The organism is Mesorhizobium sp. PL10 (assembly GCF_053714315.1).
In genome coordinates, this window is sequence record NZ_JBSKBR010000006.1 from 165,796 (window position 1) to 186,069 (window position 20,274).

Consider the following 20,274-nt stretch of genomic DNA (forward strand, 5'->3'; position numbering starts at 1 on the left):
CGGCGTCAATCGTCGTCCTGCGACTCGGCGATGTGGCGCAGCGCGCCAGTGTCAGTAATGCGCAGGCCGCCGCGTTTGATGGCAATGAACGAGCGGCTACGCCACTCGTTGAGCGTTTTGTTGACGGACTCCCGCGTGGCTCCGAGGAACTCTCCGAGCTCCGATTGCGAGATCGGTATCCAGCCGGCGGCGTCGGCCATCACCTCGGCCAGGAAGACCAGGCGCTTGGCCAGCCTCGCCTCGATGCCGAAAAAGGCCTGGTCACCGAGCTCGCCGCTGACCCAGCGCAGCCGGGCGCACAGGAGCTCGATCATCGCGCGCGCCAGGGGCGGGTTTTTTTCAATGCGATCAAAGAGTTGTGTTCTGCTGAGCGAGACCAGCTCGCAGGCGGTAAGACAGATGGCGGTGGCGGTGCGGGGCCGTCCGTCAAGCGCGCCGATCTCGCCGACCAGGCTACGCGAAAGCTCGATATTGGCCACCAGCTTCTGGCCACCGGGCGAATAGATCGAGATTTCGACCGTGCCGCTCATAACCCCATAGATGCGGTCGGCGGCATCTTCCTGGACGAACAGATGCTGGCCCGCGGCGCAGCGCTCGACCTTGCAGCCGCTGAACAGGATATCGAACAGCTTTGGATCGATACGTGCCAGGCGCGGCAGATCGTTTCTGTCGTTCGCGCCGCCAAAAGCCATGTTGAACGTCCCAATTGCCGCAATCAGCAAAGTTTACGGCAAGAGTGCACGGCATCAAAGCCCGGTGTTCATCCCTTTGCCATTACGCCTTCTAACGGCGTGGAGCAGTGGTTACGCCCAGTCTGACTTGCGCCAACCGGAAAGCCGTCTGCAGGGGCGGCGGGAGGAGCCGGCCGCGTGCAGACGGCAACTGAAAAAAATGACTAGGTGATCAAATTCCAGCAAACCGAGCGGATACGCTATGCTCATTTCCGCCCGCTGCGATAGGTCGGCGCAAACGGCATCATCGTCTGTGATCGAGATCACATACGGCGGCGCTAAAATAGTGCGACCGTTACACATCGCGCGAGCGACTGCCGGCGAAGAGACATGCCAACGTCACGCCTCAGTGATATTAGACGCGCGTTGATTTGTTTTCTTGCGTGCCATCCAGAATTGCGCCAGTCTAAAATGGGGCAATACAGTTCTTTACTTTGACAGAACCTTTGGGGGAGGGGCGACCATGCCGGTCAGCAGAGAGCAGCGAATCCGTCAATATCTTGATCTCGTCACCGGGGGCGAGGGAACTGAATCGGTCCTCGCCAACATGGACACGATGGCCGGTGACGCTCTGGAGTCGCTTGCGCCTACGGATGGCGGCAGGACGGAAGCGGCGTTTGAATCGGCGCGCGCCGGTGCGGAGAACCTCGCGCGAGGGGCCGAAGTCGCACCCGAACAGCTTTCCGATCTGGAAGCCATAATCATCCCGGAGTTGCGGCCGGTCTATGACATCAAGGATGGCACCTTCACGACGCTGACTTTCGACGGCGCTCCGACACCTGGTCACTCGCTGTGGAAGAAGCTTACCAGCGAGGCCGCATTGAGACAGCGCATCGAATCCGCCCTGCCGGCGATCGGGCGCATCGATCTGTTGTGGAACACCAACATCCCCTATGGCGGCACCGGCTTTGTCGTCGGGCGCAACCTTCTGATGACCAACCGTCATGTTGCGCAGATCTTCGCCGCAGGCCTCGGTGACCGCAATCTGCAGTTCATCAACGGCCGCGCCGCCGGCATCGACTTCAAGCGCGATTCGGCAGCAGGAAACGTCTTCAAGATCCGCGATGTCCGGATGATCCATCCCTATTGGGACATGGCGATCCTCGAAGTCGAGGGCCTGCCCGACAACATCACGCCGCTGTCGCTCGCCGTCGCCGACGCGCGCGATCTGTCGCGCCAGGAGGTCGTCGCCATCGGCTATCCGGCGTTCGACAATCGCAACGCGGTCGATGTCCAGACCGAAGTGATGCGCAACCGCTTCCAGGTCAAGCGCCTGCAGCCGGGCATGCTGCAAGGCGGTTTCGACACCGAGAGTTTCGGCAAGATCGTCAGCGCGGCCACACATGACTGCTCGACGACCGGCGGCAACTCCGGTACCGCCATGATCAATCTCGCCACCGGCGAGGTCGTCGGGCTCCATTTCGCCGGCCGCTATCTCGAACGCAACTACGCCGTACCCACCGGCGTCCTGGCCAGGGACCAGCGGGTCGTCGACCTCGGCCTCAATTTCGCCGGAGCCACCGGCGGCACCAACGATTGGGGCGCCTGGTGGAACAAGGCCGACAGCGCCTCGCCGGCCGAGGGGGTAAACCTGGTCGAGGTCGGCGGCGTAAAGCAGATCCCGGGCGTCGCCACCCAGACGCCGCCCACCGGTGGAGGCGTCGTCGTTTCGCCCGGCGGCAGTGTCACCTTCGAAGTGCCGTTGCGCATCACCGTCTCGCTCGGCGCAACGCCTGCCCATGAGGCGGTAACGGAATCGGTCGAACTCGAAGCGGCCAAGCCGACCCCTCCAGGCGGCGCGTTCGTTCCCAAATCGGTCGCCGACTATGACCGCTACGAGGGCTACGACGAAAAATTCCTCTCTGGCGGCACCAAGCTCGCGCCGGTCGTGGTGCCGATGCCTGAGGCCACCAACCCGTCCGTGCTGGCGCCGCTCAAGGCCGGCGGCACGCGGCTCGACTACCAGAACTTCTCGCTCAAGATGCACGCCAAGCGGCGGTTGGCCCTCTTCACCGCTTCCAACGTCACCGAGGAGAGCAACCTGCGCGACCCGGAAAAGGGGCGCAACTATTCGCGCGGCGGCCTGTTCAGCGAGCGCTGGTTCCCGGATCTGCGGCTCGACGACAAATACCAGATCCCCGACGTCTTCTATGTCAAGGATCAGGGCGCTTTCGACAAGGGCCATATCGTCAGGCGTGATGACGTGGCGTGGGGCAGCACCTTCGAGCTTCTGCTCCGTGGCAATGTCTGCTCCTTCCATGTCACCAACTGCTCGCCCCAGGTCGAGGGCTACAACCGCTCCGACAGTGGCGAGAAGAACTGGGGCGATCTCGAGAACCATGTCCTGTCCGAGGCGGCCAGCGAGCGGCTTTGCGTCTTCGCCGGGCCGATCCTGGCCAAAGACGACCGGACCTTTGCCGGCAAGGGGCCCAAGGGCAGCAGTCTTCGGGCGCTCGTGCCGCGCCGCTTTTGGAAAGTGGTTGTCGCCCGCGTCGCCGACGGCCTCGCCAGCTATGGTTTCGTGCTCGAACAGGATCTCACCGACACGGAACTGGAGTTCACGGTCGCAGAAGAATTCATCGGCGCCATGTACCCACTGACCGAAATCTCCGAAATGACCGGCGTTAGCTTCGACCAATCGCTGATCGACGCCGACCAGTACGAAACGGTCCGCGGCGCCGAGATCGCCCTGCGGGCAGGGTCGCGGAAGCGGAAGAAGAAGGGGTAGGGGCGTCCAATGACCGAATGGACGCAATCAGAGCTCAACAGCCTCAACCGCATCCTCGCCAATCTTTACCCGATGATCGGCGACGGCGTGCGCGTGGCCAAGGGCGTCGGGCTGTCGACGGCCCAGATCGCCTTCGACAACAAGGCGATCAACAACTGGTTCGCCATTGTCCAACGCGCAAAACAGGAGACAAAAGCCGACGATCTCGTCGCCTTCGCGCTGGATGAGAATCCCGGCGACCAGGCATTGCTTCAGGCAAAGCAGCATGCTCCGCCACCGCCGGTCGAAGGACCCCCCACCGCCAATTGGAGCGGTGCGACGGCGCCGGCACAGCTTGAAAAAATCCTCGGCGACAAGAGCACGCTGGTGCCGATCAGCTATCTCGAGCTCGGCCTTGTCAGGGCAAGATCGGTGGTCCGCATCAAGCGTGCGGATGGCAGTTCCGGCACCGGGTTCATGACCACCGGCGGGATCCTGATCACCAACAACCACGTGTTGCCCGACGACGCTTCATTGGTTGGCACGGTGATCCAGTTCAACTATCAGCGCACGGTTACCGGGCTCGACGCGCCGCTTGATCAGTTCGACATCGACACAGCCGTGCCTCTTCGTACCTCCAAGGACAATGATTGGTCAGCCGTCCGCATCAAGGGCGATGCTTCCAAATGGGGCGAGTTGGAATTGAAACCCATGACCGTCAAGGTCGGCGACCATGTCAACATCATCCAGCATCCCGGCGGCGCGCAAAAGCAGATCTCATTCGTCGCCAATGTCGTGGCCTTCGTCGGCGGCGGCCGCGTCCAGTATCTCACCGATACGCTGCCGGGCTCGTCGGGCTCGCCCGTCTTCGACACCGACTGGAACCTGATTGCGCTGCATCACAGCGGCGGCTGGCTCACCGAGCCCAACGCAGCGACCAAGAGCACCTACTATCGCAACGAGGGTATAGCGATCGACAGCATCATCCAGGACCTCGCGGCCAAGCCTGTGTAATTCTGGTTGAAGCAGACGGATGACGTCGCGAGATGCGCGACGATTTGAGACTATGCCATGTGAATTCTTTCGGATGTAACGCACTATAAGGCCACACCGAACGCCAGGGGAGGTCAGAGATCAGCGCCTATTTCGACCTCAGGCTTCAACTGGCTGATCTCTACCCATTGCCTCCCGATTGGTTGCAGGTAACCAAGCAGGCTGGGATCGTCGCAGGCGCCATCAACCTGCAAGGGGCCGCGCTTACAGTTTGGTTCAACATCCTCGACTATGCGCAAGCAAAGAAGCTGTCACAGCCGCTGGTGAACATTGTCGTTCAGCAAAATCCGCAATGCGCCGCAATATGCAAAGCGTATCTGGATGAACTCGCAGCGGGCGAGAAACCGACGCCTGAACTGCCGGGCCTAACCACCGACGATCGGGTCAATACCGCGGTTGCCGGCTTCGACGCGGTCAACCAGCAGCCCAAGGACATCCAGGCGGTGCTCGCCGCCGGCGATGGGCTCACCGCAGTTACCAGCCAGATCGATGTTCTTGCGACTTACAAGAACCTGCATGATGGCCTGCAGAGCTTTCAATATGGCATCGGCAGCTTCCAGAGCCTCATGATCGCCGGGCGGGACATGGGCGCGGATCTGAATCAAGTCCGCGTCCTGCGCAAATTCCTGAACCAGTTGAGACTCTTCTGCGCATCCGCCGGCGACAAGGTTACGGTATTGCCCCCCGGGCCGGCGCTTCGCGACATCGAGCAGGCATGGCTCGACGACCTCGGGCAGGCCGCGACGAAACTGCAGGGCGCAATCCCCGACACCTCGGCTGACGCTTACGACGCCTTGCTGGATGTGCGCACCGTGCTGCGCGTCGTACCCTCGCGGCTGAACCAGCAGATCTTCGTCACCGCCAAGAACTTGCCTTTCGGCATCCTGGCCACGGGGCTCGAAACAATAGCCGGCAAACTTCCGGCCGACGCGCCGTCGGTACAGGCGATCAAAGCCGCGCATGACGCAATCAAGGTACTGTCATCGACCATCTATGCGCGGGTCGTCGAGCACAAGCTCTGGCAGGACATCGATAACAAGCTGGCCAGCCTCACCGATATGATCGAGCCGATAGAAGGGGGTGCGGCGGCGGACAAGTCGTTGCCGTTCCAGTTCTCGCCGCTGTGGCGAAACCTGGAAGTGAAGGTTCGGGTCCTTGCCGATCTCGACCCGAACGGACAGTGGCGGCCAATGCTTGCCGGCTACTCAACCGACGTCAACGACCAGCTGTCGCGCGAGACCGTCGACACCGCCTTCATCCTTGCCTTCGAAGCCTACCGGGACGAGGCCCAGCAACGCTTCGTCCAGGTCGATCTGGCGCTGAAAACGGAATGCGCCTCGATCGTCCGCGTCAGCACGCCTTTGCACAAGATCATTGAGGACCTCGGGTCATGAGCGATCAAACAGCGACAGGCACCGAAGCCATAACCTCCGCCGATGGAGATTTTGACTCGCTGAGCGACATCCGGGTCGCGCATCTCGAGTTGATGCGGATCGCCAGCAGCAACGAAGCCGTCGATCCCTCGATGAGTCGCAGTGATCAGGTCACCTCTAAGACGGCTGACGCCAACACCGACAACACGGTTCCGGATGCCCTGACCATCCGTGAATTCCTGGCCAAGGCTCGGCGCGCAGGCAGCACCATTGCGCGGGTATCCGACCGTCGCGCGGCGCAGCGCATCCTGGACTATTGGTCGGCCGAACTGGTCACGCGACCGGGGATCACCTCCGCCGATGTCAGCCCGGCGCGTCTCGAGGCCTTCGCAGGCGGCCTCGAAACGGCTGAACCAGTCGCTGTCGACTCCGAACCCGCATCGCGTGAAATCGATGACCCCGGAGCGGTCGCCATTGCCGTTCCTGAATCGGTGACTGTTGCGACCAAAGACGGTGCCGTGTCCGGCGACGGCTTCGCATCGGACGACGAACTGAGTTCGGACGAGCTGACCGAGCGCTTTCGCATTCGCGTGGCCGCCCAGGCCCGGCAATGGAAGAACACCGGCTATCCCGGCTATCTCTTGCGCGGCGAAGCGCTGAAGGAGGCGTCGGAACTTCCACAGGGTCCTGACATTGCCGAGTTCGTCGAGGCAAGCGCCAAGGCGGAGACGGACAGCCAGAAGCAGCGCGATCGCAGCAAGAACATATTGATCGCGCTGTTTGCCATCCTGGCGGCGACCCTCGCCGGAACCACCTATTTTGCTTTTAAACAGAGAAATGATGCGGTCGCCTCGGGCTTAGCTGCTTTGGCTAAGGCGGTAGAGATTACGGAGCTAAACGCAAAACTCGCAGCTTCCCTTGAGCAGGAAGCAAGCGCACGCAAAGATGCCGAAGCCGCGCTTGTTCTTGCCAAGAAGAAGGCGGACGACGCCGGCAAGACGATCGCAGAGCAGCAAGCCACTCAGACCACCTTGCGGTCGGCGATCGTGTTTTTGGCCGATCAGATCAACGGCGGCCGCATGGCCCTGGATGAGTTGACGTCCGATTTGCGGCCGGCGGTGCTTCTCGAACTGGCTGACCGGGTCAAAAGCGGCCAGGTCAAGCTCAATGAGTTGCCGGAGGCGCTGCGGGGCGCGCTGCAGCCGCTGCTCGGCAAGGATACCGACAAGCAGCCCAATAGTCTTACGGGATACAACGTCGATTTTATCCAGGCCAACATTGGCTTGCCCAGACTGACCGGCGATTTGGCAGGCGATGTCTCGGCGACACCGCTGGACTACATCAACTACTCGCTGGTCATGGGCCGAAGCCACCGCATGGCCATCTATTCGGCGGTCAATCTGGACCGCTCGCAAAGGATGACCTTGCAGGTCACCGGCGGCGGATTGAGGTACGACAACAGGCTGTTGCACGACTTGCAGCCGGACCGCGCCTGGTACCTCAGGCCCGACCGGCGCTGGCTGCCGGCGCGGTTGGCCAATGCCAGCGACATCGCCTGGGGCCCCGAATTCGCCGGCGATCCGGCAACGGCGGCGCTCAAACTGGCCCGGTACACCTATGTGCTGCCCAACACGATGCCGCAGTCCAGCGCTTTCTACGAAACCAGGTGGGCGCCACTCGAAAACTGGGTCCGCGCACAGCACAATCCGCTGGCCAATAGGGTGACCATCTTCAGCGGCACCGTCTTCAAGCCCACCAGCCACCCGATCGATGACGTGCCGGTCCCCAATGCCTATTGGAAACTCGCCGTCTCGTCCGTACCGGCTGCCGTGAAGGGGGAGGCGAGGGGGCCGGAATTCGTCGTCGATGCGTTCTTCATTCCGGGCGACGCCACGGGCGCGTTCGACGTCGAGCAGTATCGGCTTCCGGTTGCCGAGCTTGAAAAACGCACGAGCCTCAATTTTGGCTACCTTATTGAATGGTCAGATACGCATGCCGGTCCGAACGGAACCGCGGCCGACAAACTGGCCGGACGCGTCAAACTGCTCGACAGCGCCAAGGATGCGCAGGCTATGCGCGGTGAGCTGATTGCCGTCCTCGGCAATCAGAATCTCCCGGCGCAAGAACGGCGCAAAGTCGTTGCGGCTCTGGTCGAGGTGGCCGGCCTCCAAAGCATGACCGGACTTTCGCCTGCCGGGCGTCACAACGTGCTTGACGCCTTGCTCGGGGTCCCGCCTGACTTGTGGAGCCGCCCCGACTGGCTGCCTGTATTCGCCGGCGCGCGCCGGGCGGTTGCCGATCTCGCCATTTCAGCCGACGGTCAGACGATCATCGACGCCGAGGATCGCGACGCGCTCGACAGGTTGAAGGACCGGCTTCACATCCAGCAGAGCACGCAGAACGTCTACGTCGAGTTCTTCGGCATGGCGCAGGAGGACGTCCAGGCGCTCTCCGCCAAGTTGCGCGCATTAGGCTGGGTCATGTCCGGCGAAGAACAGGTGAAAAGCGCGGCAGGCAAGAACCAGGTTCTCTACAGCCCCAACGTCGACGTCGCACACGACGCTGCCGAACTTTTGGCCGCCGACCTCGCCGCGGCCGGCCAACCAGTGACCGTCCGGGCATCGCCCTTGATTGGCGGCAGGATGCTGATGATCCTTATCGGGCCATAGGGCACCGAAAGCCGAACGACGATGGTGCGCAAAAAAGCCGCGATGCGGCTGCTGACTGTGACGGTCGCACCATGCGTTGGTTCACTTCGGGGTTTTTTCCATGCGCACGCGTCACGCCGTCATGCTTGCACTTTCCGCGCTTTCCATTCCTGCCGTCTCCATGCCGTTGCAAAAAGCCAGCGCGCTCGAGCCTGAAAATACATGGTCTATTGCGCCGACGACCGCATCCAGGTCTCGTTCTGGGATCTCGAGCAGATGAAGGTGCGCAACGGCTCCGACGTCTGCCAGTTCCAGAGCTACACGAGCTACTCGAGCGCCCTGAACTTTGCCCAGAAGAATTTTGGCGGCGAGGGAGCGAGCTGTAGCTGTTAGCGCGGCTGGAGTGCGACGCCCAAGGGAAAGAAAATGGTGGGCGATGCAGGGATTGAACCTGCGACCCCACCCGTGTGAAGGGTGTGCTCTCCCGCTGAGCTAATCGCCCGCTCGTTGCCCGAAGGCCAAGCGAGCCGCGATATAAGGGAGGCAGGGTTATGAAGTCAAGGCGATGCGCGTGCGTTCCGCGCCCGAAAATAGGCGAGGGCGGGCGCCGCCGCGCAATCGCCCGTTCCGTTCAGCCGGCCGCTGCCGCAATCAGCCGTTCGGCCAAGCCGAGCGTCAGGGCGTCGAAATGCGAAATCACGGCCGACGGCTCGAATTCGCGGACATGGCGGTCGGTGTAGCCGAAATCCACGGCGACCACCGGAATGCCGGCTGCCTTGGCCGTGTCGATGTCGGTCTGCGAATCGCCGACCATCAGCGCGCGGTGCGGATCGCCGCCGGCCAGCTTGATCGTTTCAGTGAGATGGCGCGGATCGGGCTTGCGGAAGGCGAATGTGTCCTGGCCGGCGATCGTGGCGAAATGCTTTGTGAGGCCGAGCGCCTCGATCAAGGCCACGGAATTTGTCTCATATTTGTTGGTGCAGATGGCAAGCAAATAGCCCGCCTTCTCGAAGCGGGCGATCGCCTCGACCACGCCGGGGTAGGGGCGCGACTTGCCGGGGATGTTGAGCGTGTAGTGATCGAGAAACAGTTTTAGCAGCCGGTCATGTTCCTCGACGCCGAGCGATTTCTGCTGCGCGGCATGCGCGCGCTCGATCATCACCCGTCCGCCCTGGCCGACAAAGCGCCGGAAGCCGGCCTCGTCGACAGCGGCAAGCGCGCTCGCGGCGAGGCTGTGGTTGAGGCTGTCGAGCAGGTCCGGCGCCGTGTCGACCAGCGTTCCGTCGAGGTCGAACACGATGATCGGTCTGGTCATGGCCTGTCCTATGGTGATTGCCCTGCGGTATTGCCGGCAGGCGATAGCGGCTGCGCTTCGTTCAGGCAAGCAGGCGCGGTCAAAGTCTTTGACCGGGCGGGCAAAAGTGCTAGGAGCGCGCAACCAGAAAAATCACAATCAGGCCAAAAACCTCCGGGGCAAGCATGGATGCGAGGCAGTTGAAGGTCGAGGCCGCGCGGGCAGCGCTTGCCCATGTCAGTGACGGCATGCGGCTCGGCATCGGCACCGGCACCACAGCGGAAGAATTCGTGCGGCTGCTGGCCGAGAAGGTCGCCACGGGCATGACCATCATCGGCGTGCCGACATCGGAGCGCACTGCCGCTCTTTGCCGCGAGCTCGGCGTGCCGCTGTCGACGCTGGAGGAAACACCCGAGCTCGATCTCACCGTCGACGGCGCCGACGAGGTCGATCCGGCGCTGACCCTGATCAAGGGCGGCGGCGGCGCGCTGCTGCGCGAGAAGATCGTCGCCGCGGCCTCCGGGCGCATGATCGTCATCGCCGACCGGTCGAAGATGGTCGAGACCCTCGGCCAGTTTCCGCTGCCCATCGAAGTCAATCAATTCGGCCTGCGCGCGACCAAAATTGCGGTTGCGGCAGCGGCCAAAAGCCTCGGCCTTTCCGGCCCGGTTACATTGAGGATGACGGGAAGCCAGCCTTTTGTTACAGACGGCGGCCATTTTATCCTCGATGCATCTTTTGGCCGCATTCCGGATACAAGAGCGCTTTCGAATGCTCTCCATGCCATTCCCGGCGTGGTCGAGCATGGTCTTTTCATCGGGCTGGCGTCAGCGGCCATCATCGCCGGCGGCGACGGCATCCAAACCGTCCATGCCGCCCGAAAACCAGGGAGTTCTACCGATCATGATGTTGCATAAACGGGTTCGCCAATTCTCCGCCATTGTGGCGGCTTCGGCTGTCTTGGCGTTTTCCGCGCCGGCGTTTGCGCAGGATGTCACCGAATCGCATCTGAAGGCGGCGCGCGCCGCGGTCGCCGCCATCCACGCGACCGACCCGTTCGACAACATCCTGCCGCAGGCTGCTGCCTCGCTCGAGCAGCAGCTTATCCAGAAGAACCCCGACATGCAGGAGCTGATCGGCAAGACCATCAGCGAGAAGGCTCTGGCGCTGGCCTCACGCCGTGCCGACCTGGAGAAGGAAGCGGCACTTGCCTATGCCAAGGTGTTCTCCGAAAAGGACCTCAACGACATCGCTGCCTTCTACAATTCCGATGCCGGCAAGAAGCTGCTCGACAGCGGCCCAGCGGTGACGCGCGAACTGGTCAAGGCTGCCGACATCTGGCAGAACGGCCTGGCGCGCGACCTCGCCCAACAGGTCGGCGAAACGCTGGCAGCGGCCGCCAAGGCCAAGGCTCCCGCGGCGCCGGCCGACGGCGCTGCCCCAGCTGATGGCGCGGCCCCCGCCGATGGCGCAGCGCCTGCCGACGGTGACCAGCCAGAAGCACCGAAGAACTAGGTCATCCGATTTCGCCACCGGCGTGTTGCCGCTGGACCAAGAAAGCCTGGTGCCAACCGGGCTTTTCTTTTGCCGCCACGCAGCCTACCTGTCTCAAGCATTTCTAAGGCAGGAGCAGCGGCATGGCCGGTTACGACTACGATCTCTTCGTCATCGGCGGCGGCTCCGGCGGGGTGAGAGCGGCGCGAGTGGCGGCGGCGCTTGGCAAGCGCGTCGGCATCGCCGAGGAATACCGCTATGGCGGCACTTGCGTCATCCGCGGCTGCGTGCCGAAGAAGCTCTATGTCTATGCCTCGCAATTTCCCGAGCATTTCGCCGATGCCGCCGGGTATGGCTGGTCGGTGCCCGAGGCGCGTTTCGACTGGCCGACGCTGGTCGCCAACAAGGATCGCGAGATCGCCCGGCTGGAGGGTATTTACGAGAAGAACGTGAAGGGTGCCGGCGGCGAGACATTCCATTCACGCGCCATGCTGGTCGACCCTCACGTCGTGCATCTCCTCGGCGACGATCGCACCGTCACCGCCGACCAGATCCTGATCGCCACCGGCGGGCGGCCGGCGCCGCATCCGGCTCTCGTCGGCCACGAACTTTGTATCTTTTCCAACGAAGCCTTCGACCTCAAGCAATTGCCGAAGTCGATCATGATCGAGGGCGGCGGCTACATCGCCGTCGAATTCGCCAATATCTTCCATGGCTTGGGCGTCGACACCACGCTGGTCTACCGCGGCAAGGAAATCCTGTCGCGTTTCGACATGGATCTGCGGCGCATGCTGCACCAGACCATGGAAAAGAAGGGGATCAAGATTCTCTGCCACGCCGTGTCGGAATGGGTCCGCAAACGGCCGGACGGGCGGCTGGACGCGCTGGTCACCGGCGGCAAGGTGTTGACGGTCGACCAGGTCATGCTCGCCATCGGCCGCATCCCGAATACTGAGAATATGGGCCTGGAAGGCGTCGGCATCGAACTCGGCAAGACCGGTGCCATCGTTGTCGATGAGTATTCCCGCACCAACATCGACAACATCTGGGCGATCGGCGACGTCACCAACCGCGTGCAACTGACGCCGGTGGCGATCCACGAGGCCATGTGCTTCATCGAGACCGCCTTCAAGGGAAACCCGACCGCACCCGACCACGACACCATCGCGACCGCCGTCTTTTCACAGCCGGAGATCGGCACCGTCGGCCTGTCGGAGGACGAAGCCGTCAAGCGCTACGCCGACATCGAGATCTACCGCGCCACGTTCCGGCCGATGCGGCACACGCTGTCCGGCCGTGACGAGAAGATGCTGATGAAGCTAGTGGTCGACGGCACCACGCGAAAAGTGCTTGGCGCGCACATTCTCGGGCCGGACGCCGGCGAGATGGCGCAACTCTTGGGGATTCCGCTGAAGGCCGGCGTCACCAAGGACGATTTTGACCGCACCATGGCCGTCCATCCGACGGCGGCGGAGGAACTGGTCACCATGTACAAGCCGACCTACCGGGTGAAGAACGGCGTGCGGGTCTGATCGCAACCCGCCGCCGGTCACTGCCGGCGGCGGATACGCTATGGCTAGAGCAGCGTGCCGCGCAGGACCACCAACGCCACCGAGAAATAGATCACCAGGCCGGTGACATCGACCAGCGTGGCGACGAAGGGTGCCGAAGCGCTCGCCGGATCGAAGCCGATCCGTTTCAGCGCAAATGGCAGCATCGAGCCCGACAGCGAACCGAAGGTGACGATGCCGACGAGCGCTGCCCCCACGGTCGCCGCGATCAGCGGCCAATGCGGCCCATAGTCGTAAAAGCCCATATACTGCCAGAGCGCGATGCGGCAGATGCCGACCACGCCAAGCATGCCGCCGAGCACGAGGCCGGTGGGCAGTTCGCGCAACGCCACCCGCCACCAGTCGCGAAGACCGATCTCGCGTAGCGCCAGCGCGCGGATGACCAGCGAGGTCGCCTGCGAGCCGGAATTGCCGCCCGAGCTCATGATCAGCGGGATGAACAGGGTCAGCACGATCGCCTTTTCCAGCTCGCCCTCATAGCTTTGCATGGCATTGGCGGTCAGCATCTCCGAGATGAACAGCGCGCACAGCCAGCCGCCGCGCTTCTTGATCATGGCGAGGAAACTCATCTTCATGTAGGGCTCGTCCAGCGCCTCCATGCCGCCGAAACGGTGCACGTCCTCGGTCGTCTCCTCGATCATGGTGTCGATGATGTCGTCGATGGTGACGATGCCGAGGATCTTGCCGTGGTCGACGACGGGAACCGCGAGCAGATCGTATTTGGAGATCGTCTGCGCCAGAGTCTCGCGATCGGTGAGCGGCGTAACCGTCACCGGCGCGCGGTCCGGCGCTACGGACAGGATCGGATCGTCCGGCTCGCCGGTGATCAGCCGGCGCAAGCCGGTCGAGCGCACCAGCACATGCGTGTCGGGGTCGATGATGTAGATGGCGTAGACGGTTTCGCGCGTCCGTTCCACCTTGCGGATGTAGTCGAGCGTGCGGCCGACGGTCCAGTCCGAAGGCACGCTGACGAACTCGGTGGTCATGATCGAGGCGGCGCTGCCTTCGGGGTAGCCGAGAATGGAAAGCAGCGTTGCCCGCAGCGGCGGCGCCAGCCCGCCGAGCAGCTCGGAACGCGCCGGCTCGTCCAGCTCGCGCAATATATCGGCGGCGCGGTCGACTGACATGGCGGTGAGAAGCTTGCACGCCTTGGCGCGCGGCAGCGCCTCGGCCAGTTCGGACGCGCCGTCGAGTTCGGGCTGGTCGAATATTTCGACCAGCCGCTCGAACGGCACTTCGCAAAGCAGCTCGATCGCGGTTTCGCGAGGTTCCCGGTTCAGGGCGTCGACGACATCGGCGACGTGATCATTGGCGAGGATACGGGCGATCGCGACGGCTTCGTCGCCCGCTACGACGGGGGAAAATTCGTTCATGGCTCACTCCTTGCCGTCCGGCAGGGCGTGAGCCATCAGGTCACGTCTAGGCGGACGGCGGTTGCGTTCGACTGTGACTGTCGCCAGGCATGGCGCGGTGACCTTTCTGCTCGCGGTTCGATTTGGAATGCTGCAAGCCGGCGCAACATAGGAGCGCATTTTGGCGCGTCAATCTCAGAGTGCGCGGAAAACGCGCGCGCGGAGGTCGGATCGCGACACTGTGATCATTATTGCAGGGGAGGATGCGAGGACCCGACCGCCGGTTGCGGACGGCGCCACGGTGTCGTTGCTATTTCTGCTTCAGCCGGCGCGAGAAACGCATCCATTTGTCTTCGACCGGCCGCGGCTGCGTAAGGATCGTGGTGAGCTCGCGCGGGAGGTTGGGAACAAGCGGCTTCTTGGTGGCGACACCGTCGGCGATCGCGACCACGCTGTGGTAGAATTCCGCGCCCGAGGCCGAGCGTGGCGCAACCGCCTCATGCATGATGCTGATCACCGTGACATCGGGACAATTGTCCTTGATCGCCTGATGGAAAGCGATCTTGCCATCCGGATCGAGCGCGCCGGTGGCTTCGTCGAGGAACAGCAAGCCCGGCTGCTGCAGCACGATGCGGGCTACCACCAGCTTCTGCTTCTGGCCGCCGGAAAGCATCTGATCCCAGATCTTTCCCTCGCGGCTTTCATCGGCCATCTGCTCGATGAAGTCGCCAAGGCCAGCCTTGTGCAGGGCCGACGCCACCTGCGTGTCGCCATAGTCCTCTTCGGAACCGGGCAGGCACACAAGCTGCTTCAGCGTCACCTGCGGCAGCTTGACCTCCTGCGCGGCATAAAAGCTCTTCACGCCGTCAGGGAAAACGATGGTGCCGCGGCCATAGGGCCACAGACCGTTTATCGCCTTGACCAGCGAAGTCTTGCCGCAGCCGGATTCACCGCGCAGGAACGTCCACTCGCCACGACGGAAGCGCAGATTGGCGGCGCTCAGGAACGGCGTTGCGTCTTCGCCCTGATGCGCCAGTTCGAGCTTCTGGATGGTGAGGCCAAACACCGGGTTCTGGCTGGCGTAGTGGAAATCCGAGCGGCCGGTCTGGCTGTAAAACTCCTGCGGCTGCTGGACGTTTTCGATGGCGCTGGCGAGTTCGGTCACACGCTGGCTGTTCGCCCGCAGCGTAGCGACGTCCGGCATCACCTTGATCAGCCAGGAACACTGGCCGATCAACTGGTTGATCATCTCGGCGCCAGTCACGTAGCCCTTGAGGTCAAGCTTGTTGTTGATGAACGAGACCAGACCTGGCGCATAAGCGACAATGCGAAAGCCCATGAAATTGTGAACCGCCTCGAATGAATCATAAAAGACGGTGACGATATTCAGCCGCGCCCAGGTTCGGTCGATTTCGCCATAGAGCCGATTGTGCATGGTCTTCTGCACATCCTCGCCGCGCGAGGAGGCGACATGGAAACTGCGGCGCAGAAACGTCGTCAATTCAGCGCGATAGCTGCCTTCGGCCTGCTGCAGCCGTACATTCAGTCGCTCCAGCGCTCTTCCAAGCCGTACCGCGATCCACGTGTTGAACGGTACGTAGGTGGCGATGGCGAGCAGCGCGAGAACAGCGCTGCCATAGCCTCCGAGGAATTCCAGGCCCGCAACCTCGACTGAATTCTGGATGAGGTTTTCGCCGATAAAGTAGAGCGAGGTGGCAACGCCAAGCACGCCCATGGCGAGGCCGATTGCGCCGCCGGTCATGCCCTTGATGGATTCCTGAACACGCTGGTCGATGTTGTCCGGCGCTTGGGCGCCTGTGCCTGACGAACCGTGCTGAGCGTGGAAATGAGTATGATTGGAATCGAGCAGCGCTTTGTTGAACTGGCTGTTCAACCAGCCGCGCCACTTTCGGTGCAATGTGCGCGACACCAGGCTCCTTGCGCCTGCGATGCCGGCGTCCTTGAGCACAAACAGGGCCATGACGAGCCCGGCATTGGTCAGCAAAGTCCTGAGCGGCGAGGTGTTTGCTGCGTCATGATAATAATTGACCGAATTGGTCAATTCGCCGATCATCAGGGCCAACCAGACACCGGTCTTGCTGAGCAACGTGGTGAGGGCGGCGATGATAAGGGTAAGGCCCCAGGCTTCCTTCCAGTTCTCAGAGAACCAGTAGGCTCGCATCAACCCCCAGAAGCTGCGCATCGAGGAAACCGGCGTCAGGGGCGGCAGCCTTGCGGCGTCGCTAGGTAGTTTTGCCGTTCCTGAACGTCGCGGTCTGTCGACCCGAATCACAATCCCGCCCAAACCTTTTTTAGTTTTGTTACGGATAGTAACACCAATTGATCATTTTCTATTAATTTTATCGCGGCGAATGTGAGGCTGCCGACCTGCCGTTGCCGTGAGGCAACAGGTGGTGCGTGGAGTCAGCGGTCTCCAGGCCAAATATTTCGTTTGGTTTCAATGTTTTGTGAGAACGCTGAGATGTGTGAGAAGCTTCCGTTGGGGAAGCTGGATTCACGGTTTCGTGAACCGATCGGCTTTGCGGATCAGGCGGATTTCCTACTGCGGACTGACGGAAACACCAGAAAATTCGCTGTCCGTGATCGCTTCCGGCTTGCCCGAATCAACTTTCCCGAAGCCGAGAAGTGCCGGGAAAAGGTCCTGGCGGCGGCGTCACGGGGGTCGTTCAACACTTCGCCGCTGCCAAAGCGAACATGATCGGCCGGGGCGCGCTTTTAGCTGCCGCTCAACAAGATTGACAATTCATACGCCGTCGGTTGAACCTTGCGCAGCACTGTCGGCACCCATGCATATCCGGTTCTCCAACCAGGAAGCTCCCCAATGCTTGCACGCGCAGCCGCTCCTGCAATCCTGTCGCTCTTTGCCTTCCCGCCTCTGGCGCATGCCGGCAGCCAGACCATTGCGGCGAACGCCGAAGGGCAAATCGAGTTCAATGCTCCGTCCGGCAACATCGGCTGCATCTACACACCGAAGGGCGGCACCAGCACCTACGAGCCGCAGGGTGGCGGCCCCGACCTTAGCTGTTCGCGCGTCGAGCCCAGCTACGTCACTGTGATCCTCGGACCGAACGGGCCGGCGACATTGATCAAAAATCCGGGTGAACAAGGCTGCTGCAGCGATGTCGCCAAGCTGGCCTACGGCAATAGCTGGAGCAAAGGGCCGTTTACCTGCCAGTCGTCAACCAAAGGATTGGCCTGCACGGCCAGCAACGGCCATGGCTTTTTCGTCAGCAAGGCCAGGGTGACGGTTAAGTAGTTAACCGGTCTTTTCCAGCTCGCCCTTGGCCTTGGCGGCGGCGACCTGGCGGATGGCATCGGCCAGCGTGTCGGCGTCCTGCGCGCCCATGACGGCATATTTGCCTTCGAGCAGGAAGCATGGCACGCCAGTGATGCCCATCCGCGATGCCGTGGCGATTTCTGTGCGTACCGCCTCGACGTCGGCGTCGGTCGGCAACAACGTTTCGACCACGGCAGCATCCATGCCGGCCTCGCGGGCGGCTTCGATCAGCACCGCGTGATCGCCGATATTGGCACCTTCCTCGAAATACATTTGGAACAGCCGGCGCACCAACCGGTTCTGCACGGCTTCGCCGGCTGCCCCGGCCCAGCGGATGACACGATGCGCGTCCAGCGTGTTGGCGGCGACCTTGATGGCGTCGAAGGCGAAATCGATGCCTTCGGCTTCGCCGAGCGGCTCGATGCGGGCATGCATCTGGCGGATGCGCTCCTCGCTGCCGAACTTGGCCATCATGTATGCGCGCCGGTCTTTGCCCCCGGCCGGAATGGTCGGATCGAGCTGGAACGGCCGCCAGCGCACATGCACCTCGACGTCACCGGCCGCGGCGATCGCCTTGTCGAGCCGCTTCTGGCCGATGAAGCACCAGGGGCAAACGGCGTCTGAAACCACGTCGACGGTAATGGAATTGTCTTTGCTCATCTCGATCTCCTGCCGCGAACACTTCTTAGAGCATCATCTCTGGACAAAACGGCTTTCCGTTTGTCCGAGAAAACCGGCAACCGCTTTCGGGATCATGCTCAGTTCGCTTTGCGCCACCAGGTCGGCCATTGATAACCGAATATGGGCGTCTTTTTCGGATGGTCCAGATAATTCCAGTAAGCGAGCCATTGCTGCGCGTTGTACTGCATCGGCACCATGTAGTTGCCGGAGATGAGCAATCGGTCGAGGACGCGCACGGCGGCGACGTAGTCCCCCTTGGTCCGCGCTCTCAGCATCGCATCGATCGCCGCATCCACCGCGGGATCGGCGACGCCCGCCAGGTTGAAGGAGCCTTCCCTTTTGGCTTCTGAAGAACCCCAACGAAAACTCTGCTCGATGCCGGGCGACAGCGAGTTGCTGAAACCGCTCGACCCGATCAGCACCTCGAAATCGAAACGCTGCTTGCGCGACTGGATCTGGTCGGCTTCGAGGCTGCGGATGGTCACCGTGATGCCGATCTTCTCCAGCGTGCGCTGATAGACGGTCGCAAAACGCTCCTCTTCCTGCGAAGCGGTCAGGATCTCGAAGCCGAAGGGGTTTCCCTTGGGGTCGAGCAGCACGCCGTCCTTGACGGCAAAACCCTGGCTCTTCAAGAGGTCGAAGGCCACCTTCAGCACCTTGCGGTCCTGGCCCGTGCCGTCATTCACCGGCGGCCGCCAGGTGCCGTCCATGACATCGGCCGGCACACGGCCGGGGTAGGGCGCCAGCAGCGCCTTCTCCCTGTCGTCGGCGGGATGGCCGAGCGCCGACAGTTCGGAATTCTGCCAATAGCTCATCGTGCGCGAGTACTTGCCGCCGAACAGGTTCTTGTTGGCCCATTCGAAGTCGTAGAGCATGCCGAGCGCGCGCCGCACCACCGGATTGGAAAACTTCTCCAGCCTGGTGTTGAACAGGAACCCGGTCACCACTGGCGGTATGCCGATGTCGAAGGTTTCGGCGATTACCTCGCCTCGGCGGAAGGCGGGAAAATCGATGTCGCGCTCGCGCTTGATCGGATCGCCCTCATCGTAGATGGCGCAGATGCCTTTCTTGAACGCTTCCGTCTTGGCGTTGGCGTTGAGGAAGTACTCGATGGTGATCTGGTCGTAATTGTCGAAGCCGCGCTTGGAGGGGAGGTCCTTGCCCCAGTAATTCGGGTTGCGCTTGAACACGATGCGCTGTCCCGGCTGCACTTTGTCGACAATGTAGGGGCCGCTGCCGATCAGAGGCTTCAGCGTCGTCTTGTCGAACGTGTCCTTGTCGAAGGCATGCTTCGGGATGATCGGCGTCAGCGCGATGATCAGGGGCGTCTCGCGGTTGGCCTTTTCATTGAAGGTAAAGCGCACGCTGTGCTCGCCGGTCTTTTCGAGCTTGGCGATCAGGCTCATGCGATCGCTGTAGGGCGGGCGGCCCTTGTCGGTGAAGACATCGTAGGTGAACAGCACGTCCTCCGGCGTCACCGGTTCGCCGTCCGACCATTTTGCGTCAGGGTTGAGGTGGAATTCGATCGACTTGCGCTCGGGGTCCATGTCGGCGCTGTCGGCGAGCAGGCCATAGAGGCTGAAGGCCTCGTCATAATTGCGCGTCATCAACGGCTCGAAAACCAGGTTCCCGTAGTTGAGATCGAGCATGCCGCGCGCCGTGGTGCGCAGGCTCTTCAGAATGAACGGGTTGAGATTGTCGAAGCTGCCGACGACGCAATAGGTGATGTTGCCGCCCTTGGGCGCATCCGGATTGACGTAGTCGAAATGCTGGTAATCGGCGGGCAGCGCCGGATCGCCCTGCATGGCGATGGCATGTTTCGGCTCCGACATCGCCGGCTGAAGCGAAAAAGCGAGAAACGAGATCGCGGCGATCAGCCAAACAAGAATGCGGCCCATGACCGTCTCCTTACTGGGCGGCTTGATGATTCGGAATGCACCCTAGCATGGCGCCGCCGCGCTCCGGCCAGATACGTCGGCCCAAATCGCGCGACCCAAATTGCACGGCCAAGAATCGCAGGCGCCGGGCTGGATTCGGCTGCGCATGCGGTGTAACACGCGCTCCGAAGTCAT

The 20,274-nt window shown here is 62.2% G+C and carries 15 protein-coding genes and 1 tRNA gene; 9 read left to right on the forward strand and 7 right to left on the reverse strand.

Annotation, left to right across the window (positions count from 1 at the left end; translation table 11 throughout):
* Positions 1–5: 5 nt before the first annotated feature.
* Positions 6–692: a Crp/Fnr family transcriptional regulator gene (locus ACWGTO_RS12190; protein ID WP_454575103.1), complete on the reverse strand. Its 687-nt coding sequence runs from the start codon at positions 690–692 to the stop codon at positions 6–8.
* Between the two features lie 502 nt (positions 693–1,194).
* On the opposite strand from ACWGTO_RS12190, the gene ACWGTO_RS12195 reads away from it, so the two are divergent.
* The 5 genes from ACWGTO_RS12195 (at position 1,195) to ACWGTO_RS12215 (ending at position 8,905) form a co-directional block, all read left to right on the forward strand.
* Positions 1,195–3,459: a DNA/RNA non-specific endonuclease gene (locus ACWGTO_RS12195; protein ID WP_454575104.1), complete on the forward strand. Its 2,265-nt coding sequence runs from the start codon at positions 1,195–1,197 to the stop codon at positions 3,457–3,459.
* Between the two features lie 9 nt (positions 3,460–3,468).
* A complete protein-coding gene (locus tag ACWGTO_RS12200; RefSeq protein ID WP_454575105.1) occupies positions 3,469–4,452 on the forward strand; it encodes a trypsin-like peptidase domain-containing protein in 984 nt (327 codons plus the stop codon).
* Between the two features lie 167 nt (positions 4,453–4,619).
* Positions 4,620–5,885 carry a hypothetical protein gene (locus ACWGTO_RS12205; RefSeq protein ID WP_454575106.1) on the forward strand — a complete coding sequence of 422 codons (1,266 nt, stop codon included), beginning with the start codon at positions 4,620–4,622 and terminating at the stop codon, positions 5,883–5,885.
* On the forward strand, positions 5,882–8,533 hold the full coding sequence (locus tag ACWGTO_RS12210) for a DNA/RNA non-specific endonuclease (RefSeq protein WP_454575107.1): 2,652 nt from the start codon (positions 5,882–5,884) through the stop codon (positions 8,531–8,533). Before ACWGTO_RS12205 ends, ACWGTO_RS12210 begins: the two co-directional genes overlap by 4 nt.
* A 201-nt stretch (positions 8,534–8,734) precedes the next feature.
* Positions 8,735–8,905 (forward strand): hypothetical protein, encoded by a 171-nt coding sequence (locus ACWGTO_RS12215; RefSeq protein WP_454575108.1) that lies wholly within the window; start codon positions 8,735–8,737, stop codon positions 8,903–8,905.
* 34 nt (positions 8,906–8,939) lie between these two features.
* Here ACWGTO_RS12215 and ACWGTO_RS12220 read toward each other — a convergent pair.
* Both ACWGTO_RS12220 and ACWGTO_RS12225 read right to left on the reverse strand, forming a co-directional pair.
* A tRNA-Val gene (locus ACWGTO_RS12220) sits at positions 8,940–9,014 on the reverse strand.
* Between the two features lie 129 nt (positions 9,015–9,143).
* Positions 9,144–9,827 (reverse strand): phosphoglycolate phosphatase, encoded by a 684-nt coding sequence (locus ACWGTO_RS12225; RefSeq protein WP_454575109.1) that lies wholly within the window; start codon positions 9,825–9,827, stop codon positions 9,144–9,146.
* A gap of 164 nt (positions 9,828–9,991) precedes the next feature.
* Here ACWGTO_RS12225 and rpiA point away from each other — a divergent pair, with 164 nt between their 5' ends.
* The 3 genes from rpiA (at position 9,992) to gor (ending at position 12,832) form a co-directional block, all read left to right on the forward strand.
* A complete protein-coding gene (rpiA, locus tag ACWGTO_RS12230; RefSeq protein ID WP_454575110.1) occupies positions 9,992–10,723 on the forward strand; it encodes a ribose-5-phosphate isomerase RpiA in 732 nt (243 codons plus the stop codon).
* A complete protein-coding gene (locus ACWGTO_RS12235) occupies positions 10,710–11,321 on the forward strand; it encodes a DUF2059 domain-containing protein (RefSeq protein WP_454575111.1) in 612 nt (203 codons plus the stop codon). The genes rpiA and ACWGTO_RS12235 overlap by 14 nt, the downstream gene beginning before the upstream one ends.
* Positions 11,322–11,443: 122 nt before the next feature.
* Positions 11,444–12,832 carry a glutathione-disulfide reductase gene (gene gor, locus ACWGTO_RS12240; RefSeq protein ID WP_454575112.1) on the forward strand — a complete coding sequence of 463 codons (1,389 nt, stop codon included), beginning with the start codon at positions 11,444–11,446 and terminating at the stop codon, positions 12,830–12,832.
* Between the two features lie 44 nt (positions 12,833–12,876).
* On the opposite strand, the gene mgtE is transcribed toward gor, so the two are convergent.
* Both mgtE and ACWGTO_RS12250 read right to left on the reverse strand, forming a co-directional pair.
* Positions 12,877–14,244, reverse strand: coding sequence for a magnesium transporter (mgtE, locus tag ACWGTO_RS12245; protein WP_454575113.1), 1,368 nt, complete (start codon positions 14,242–14,244; stop codon positions 12,877–12,879).
* A 289-nt stretch (positions 14,245–14,533) separates the two neighbouring features.
* A complete protein-coding gene (locus tag ACWGTO_RS12250; protein ID WP_454575114.1) occupies positions 14,534–16,426 on the reverse strand; it encodes an ABC transporter ATP-binding protein/permease in 1,893 nt (630 codons plus the stop codon).
* Between the two features lie 639 nt (positions 16,427–17,065).
* Between ACWGTO_RS12250 and ACWGTO_RS12255 the strand changes: the two genes are divergently transcribed.
* Positions 17,066–17,500: a hypothetical protein gene (locus ACWGTO_RS12255; protein WP_454575115.1), complete on the forward strand. Its 435-nt coding sequence runs from the start codon at positions 17,066–17,068 to the stop codon at positions 17,498–17,500.
* Here the strand turns inward: ACWGTO_RS12255 and ACWGTO_RS12260 are convergent, their stop codons facing one another.
* On the reverse strand, positions 17,501–18,181 hold the full coding sequence (locus ACWGTO_RS12260; RefSeq protein WP_454575116.1) for a DsbA family oxidoreductase: 681 nt from the start codon (positions 18,179–18,181) through the stop codon (positions 17,501–17,503). It lies immediately after the preceding gene.
* Between the two features lie 98 nt (positions 18,182–18,279).
* Positions 18,280–20,100 carry an extracellular solute-binding protein gene (locus ACWGTO_RS12265; protein WP_454575117.1) on the reverse strand — a complete coding sequence of 607 codons (1,821 nt, stop codon included), beginning with the start codon at positions 20,098–20,100 and terminating at the stop codon, positions 18,280–18,282.
* Positions 20,101–20,274: the final 174 nt, after the last annotated feature.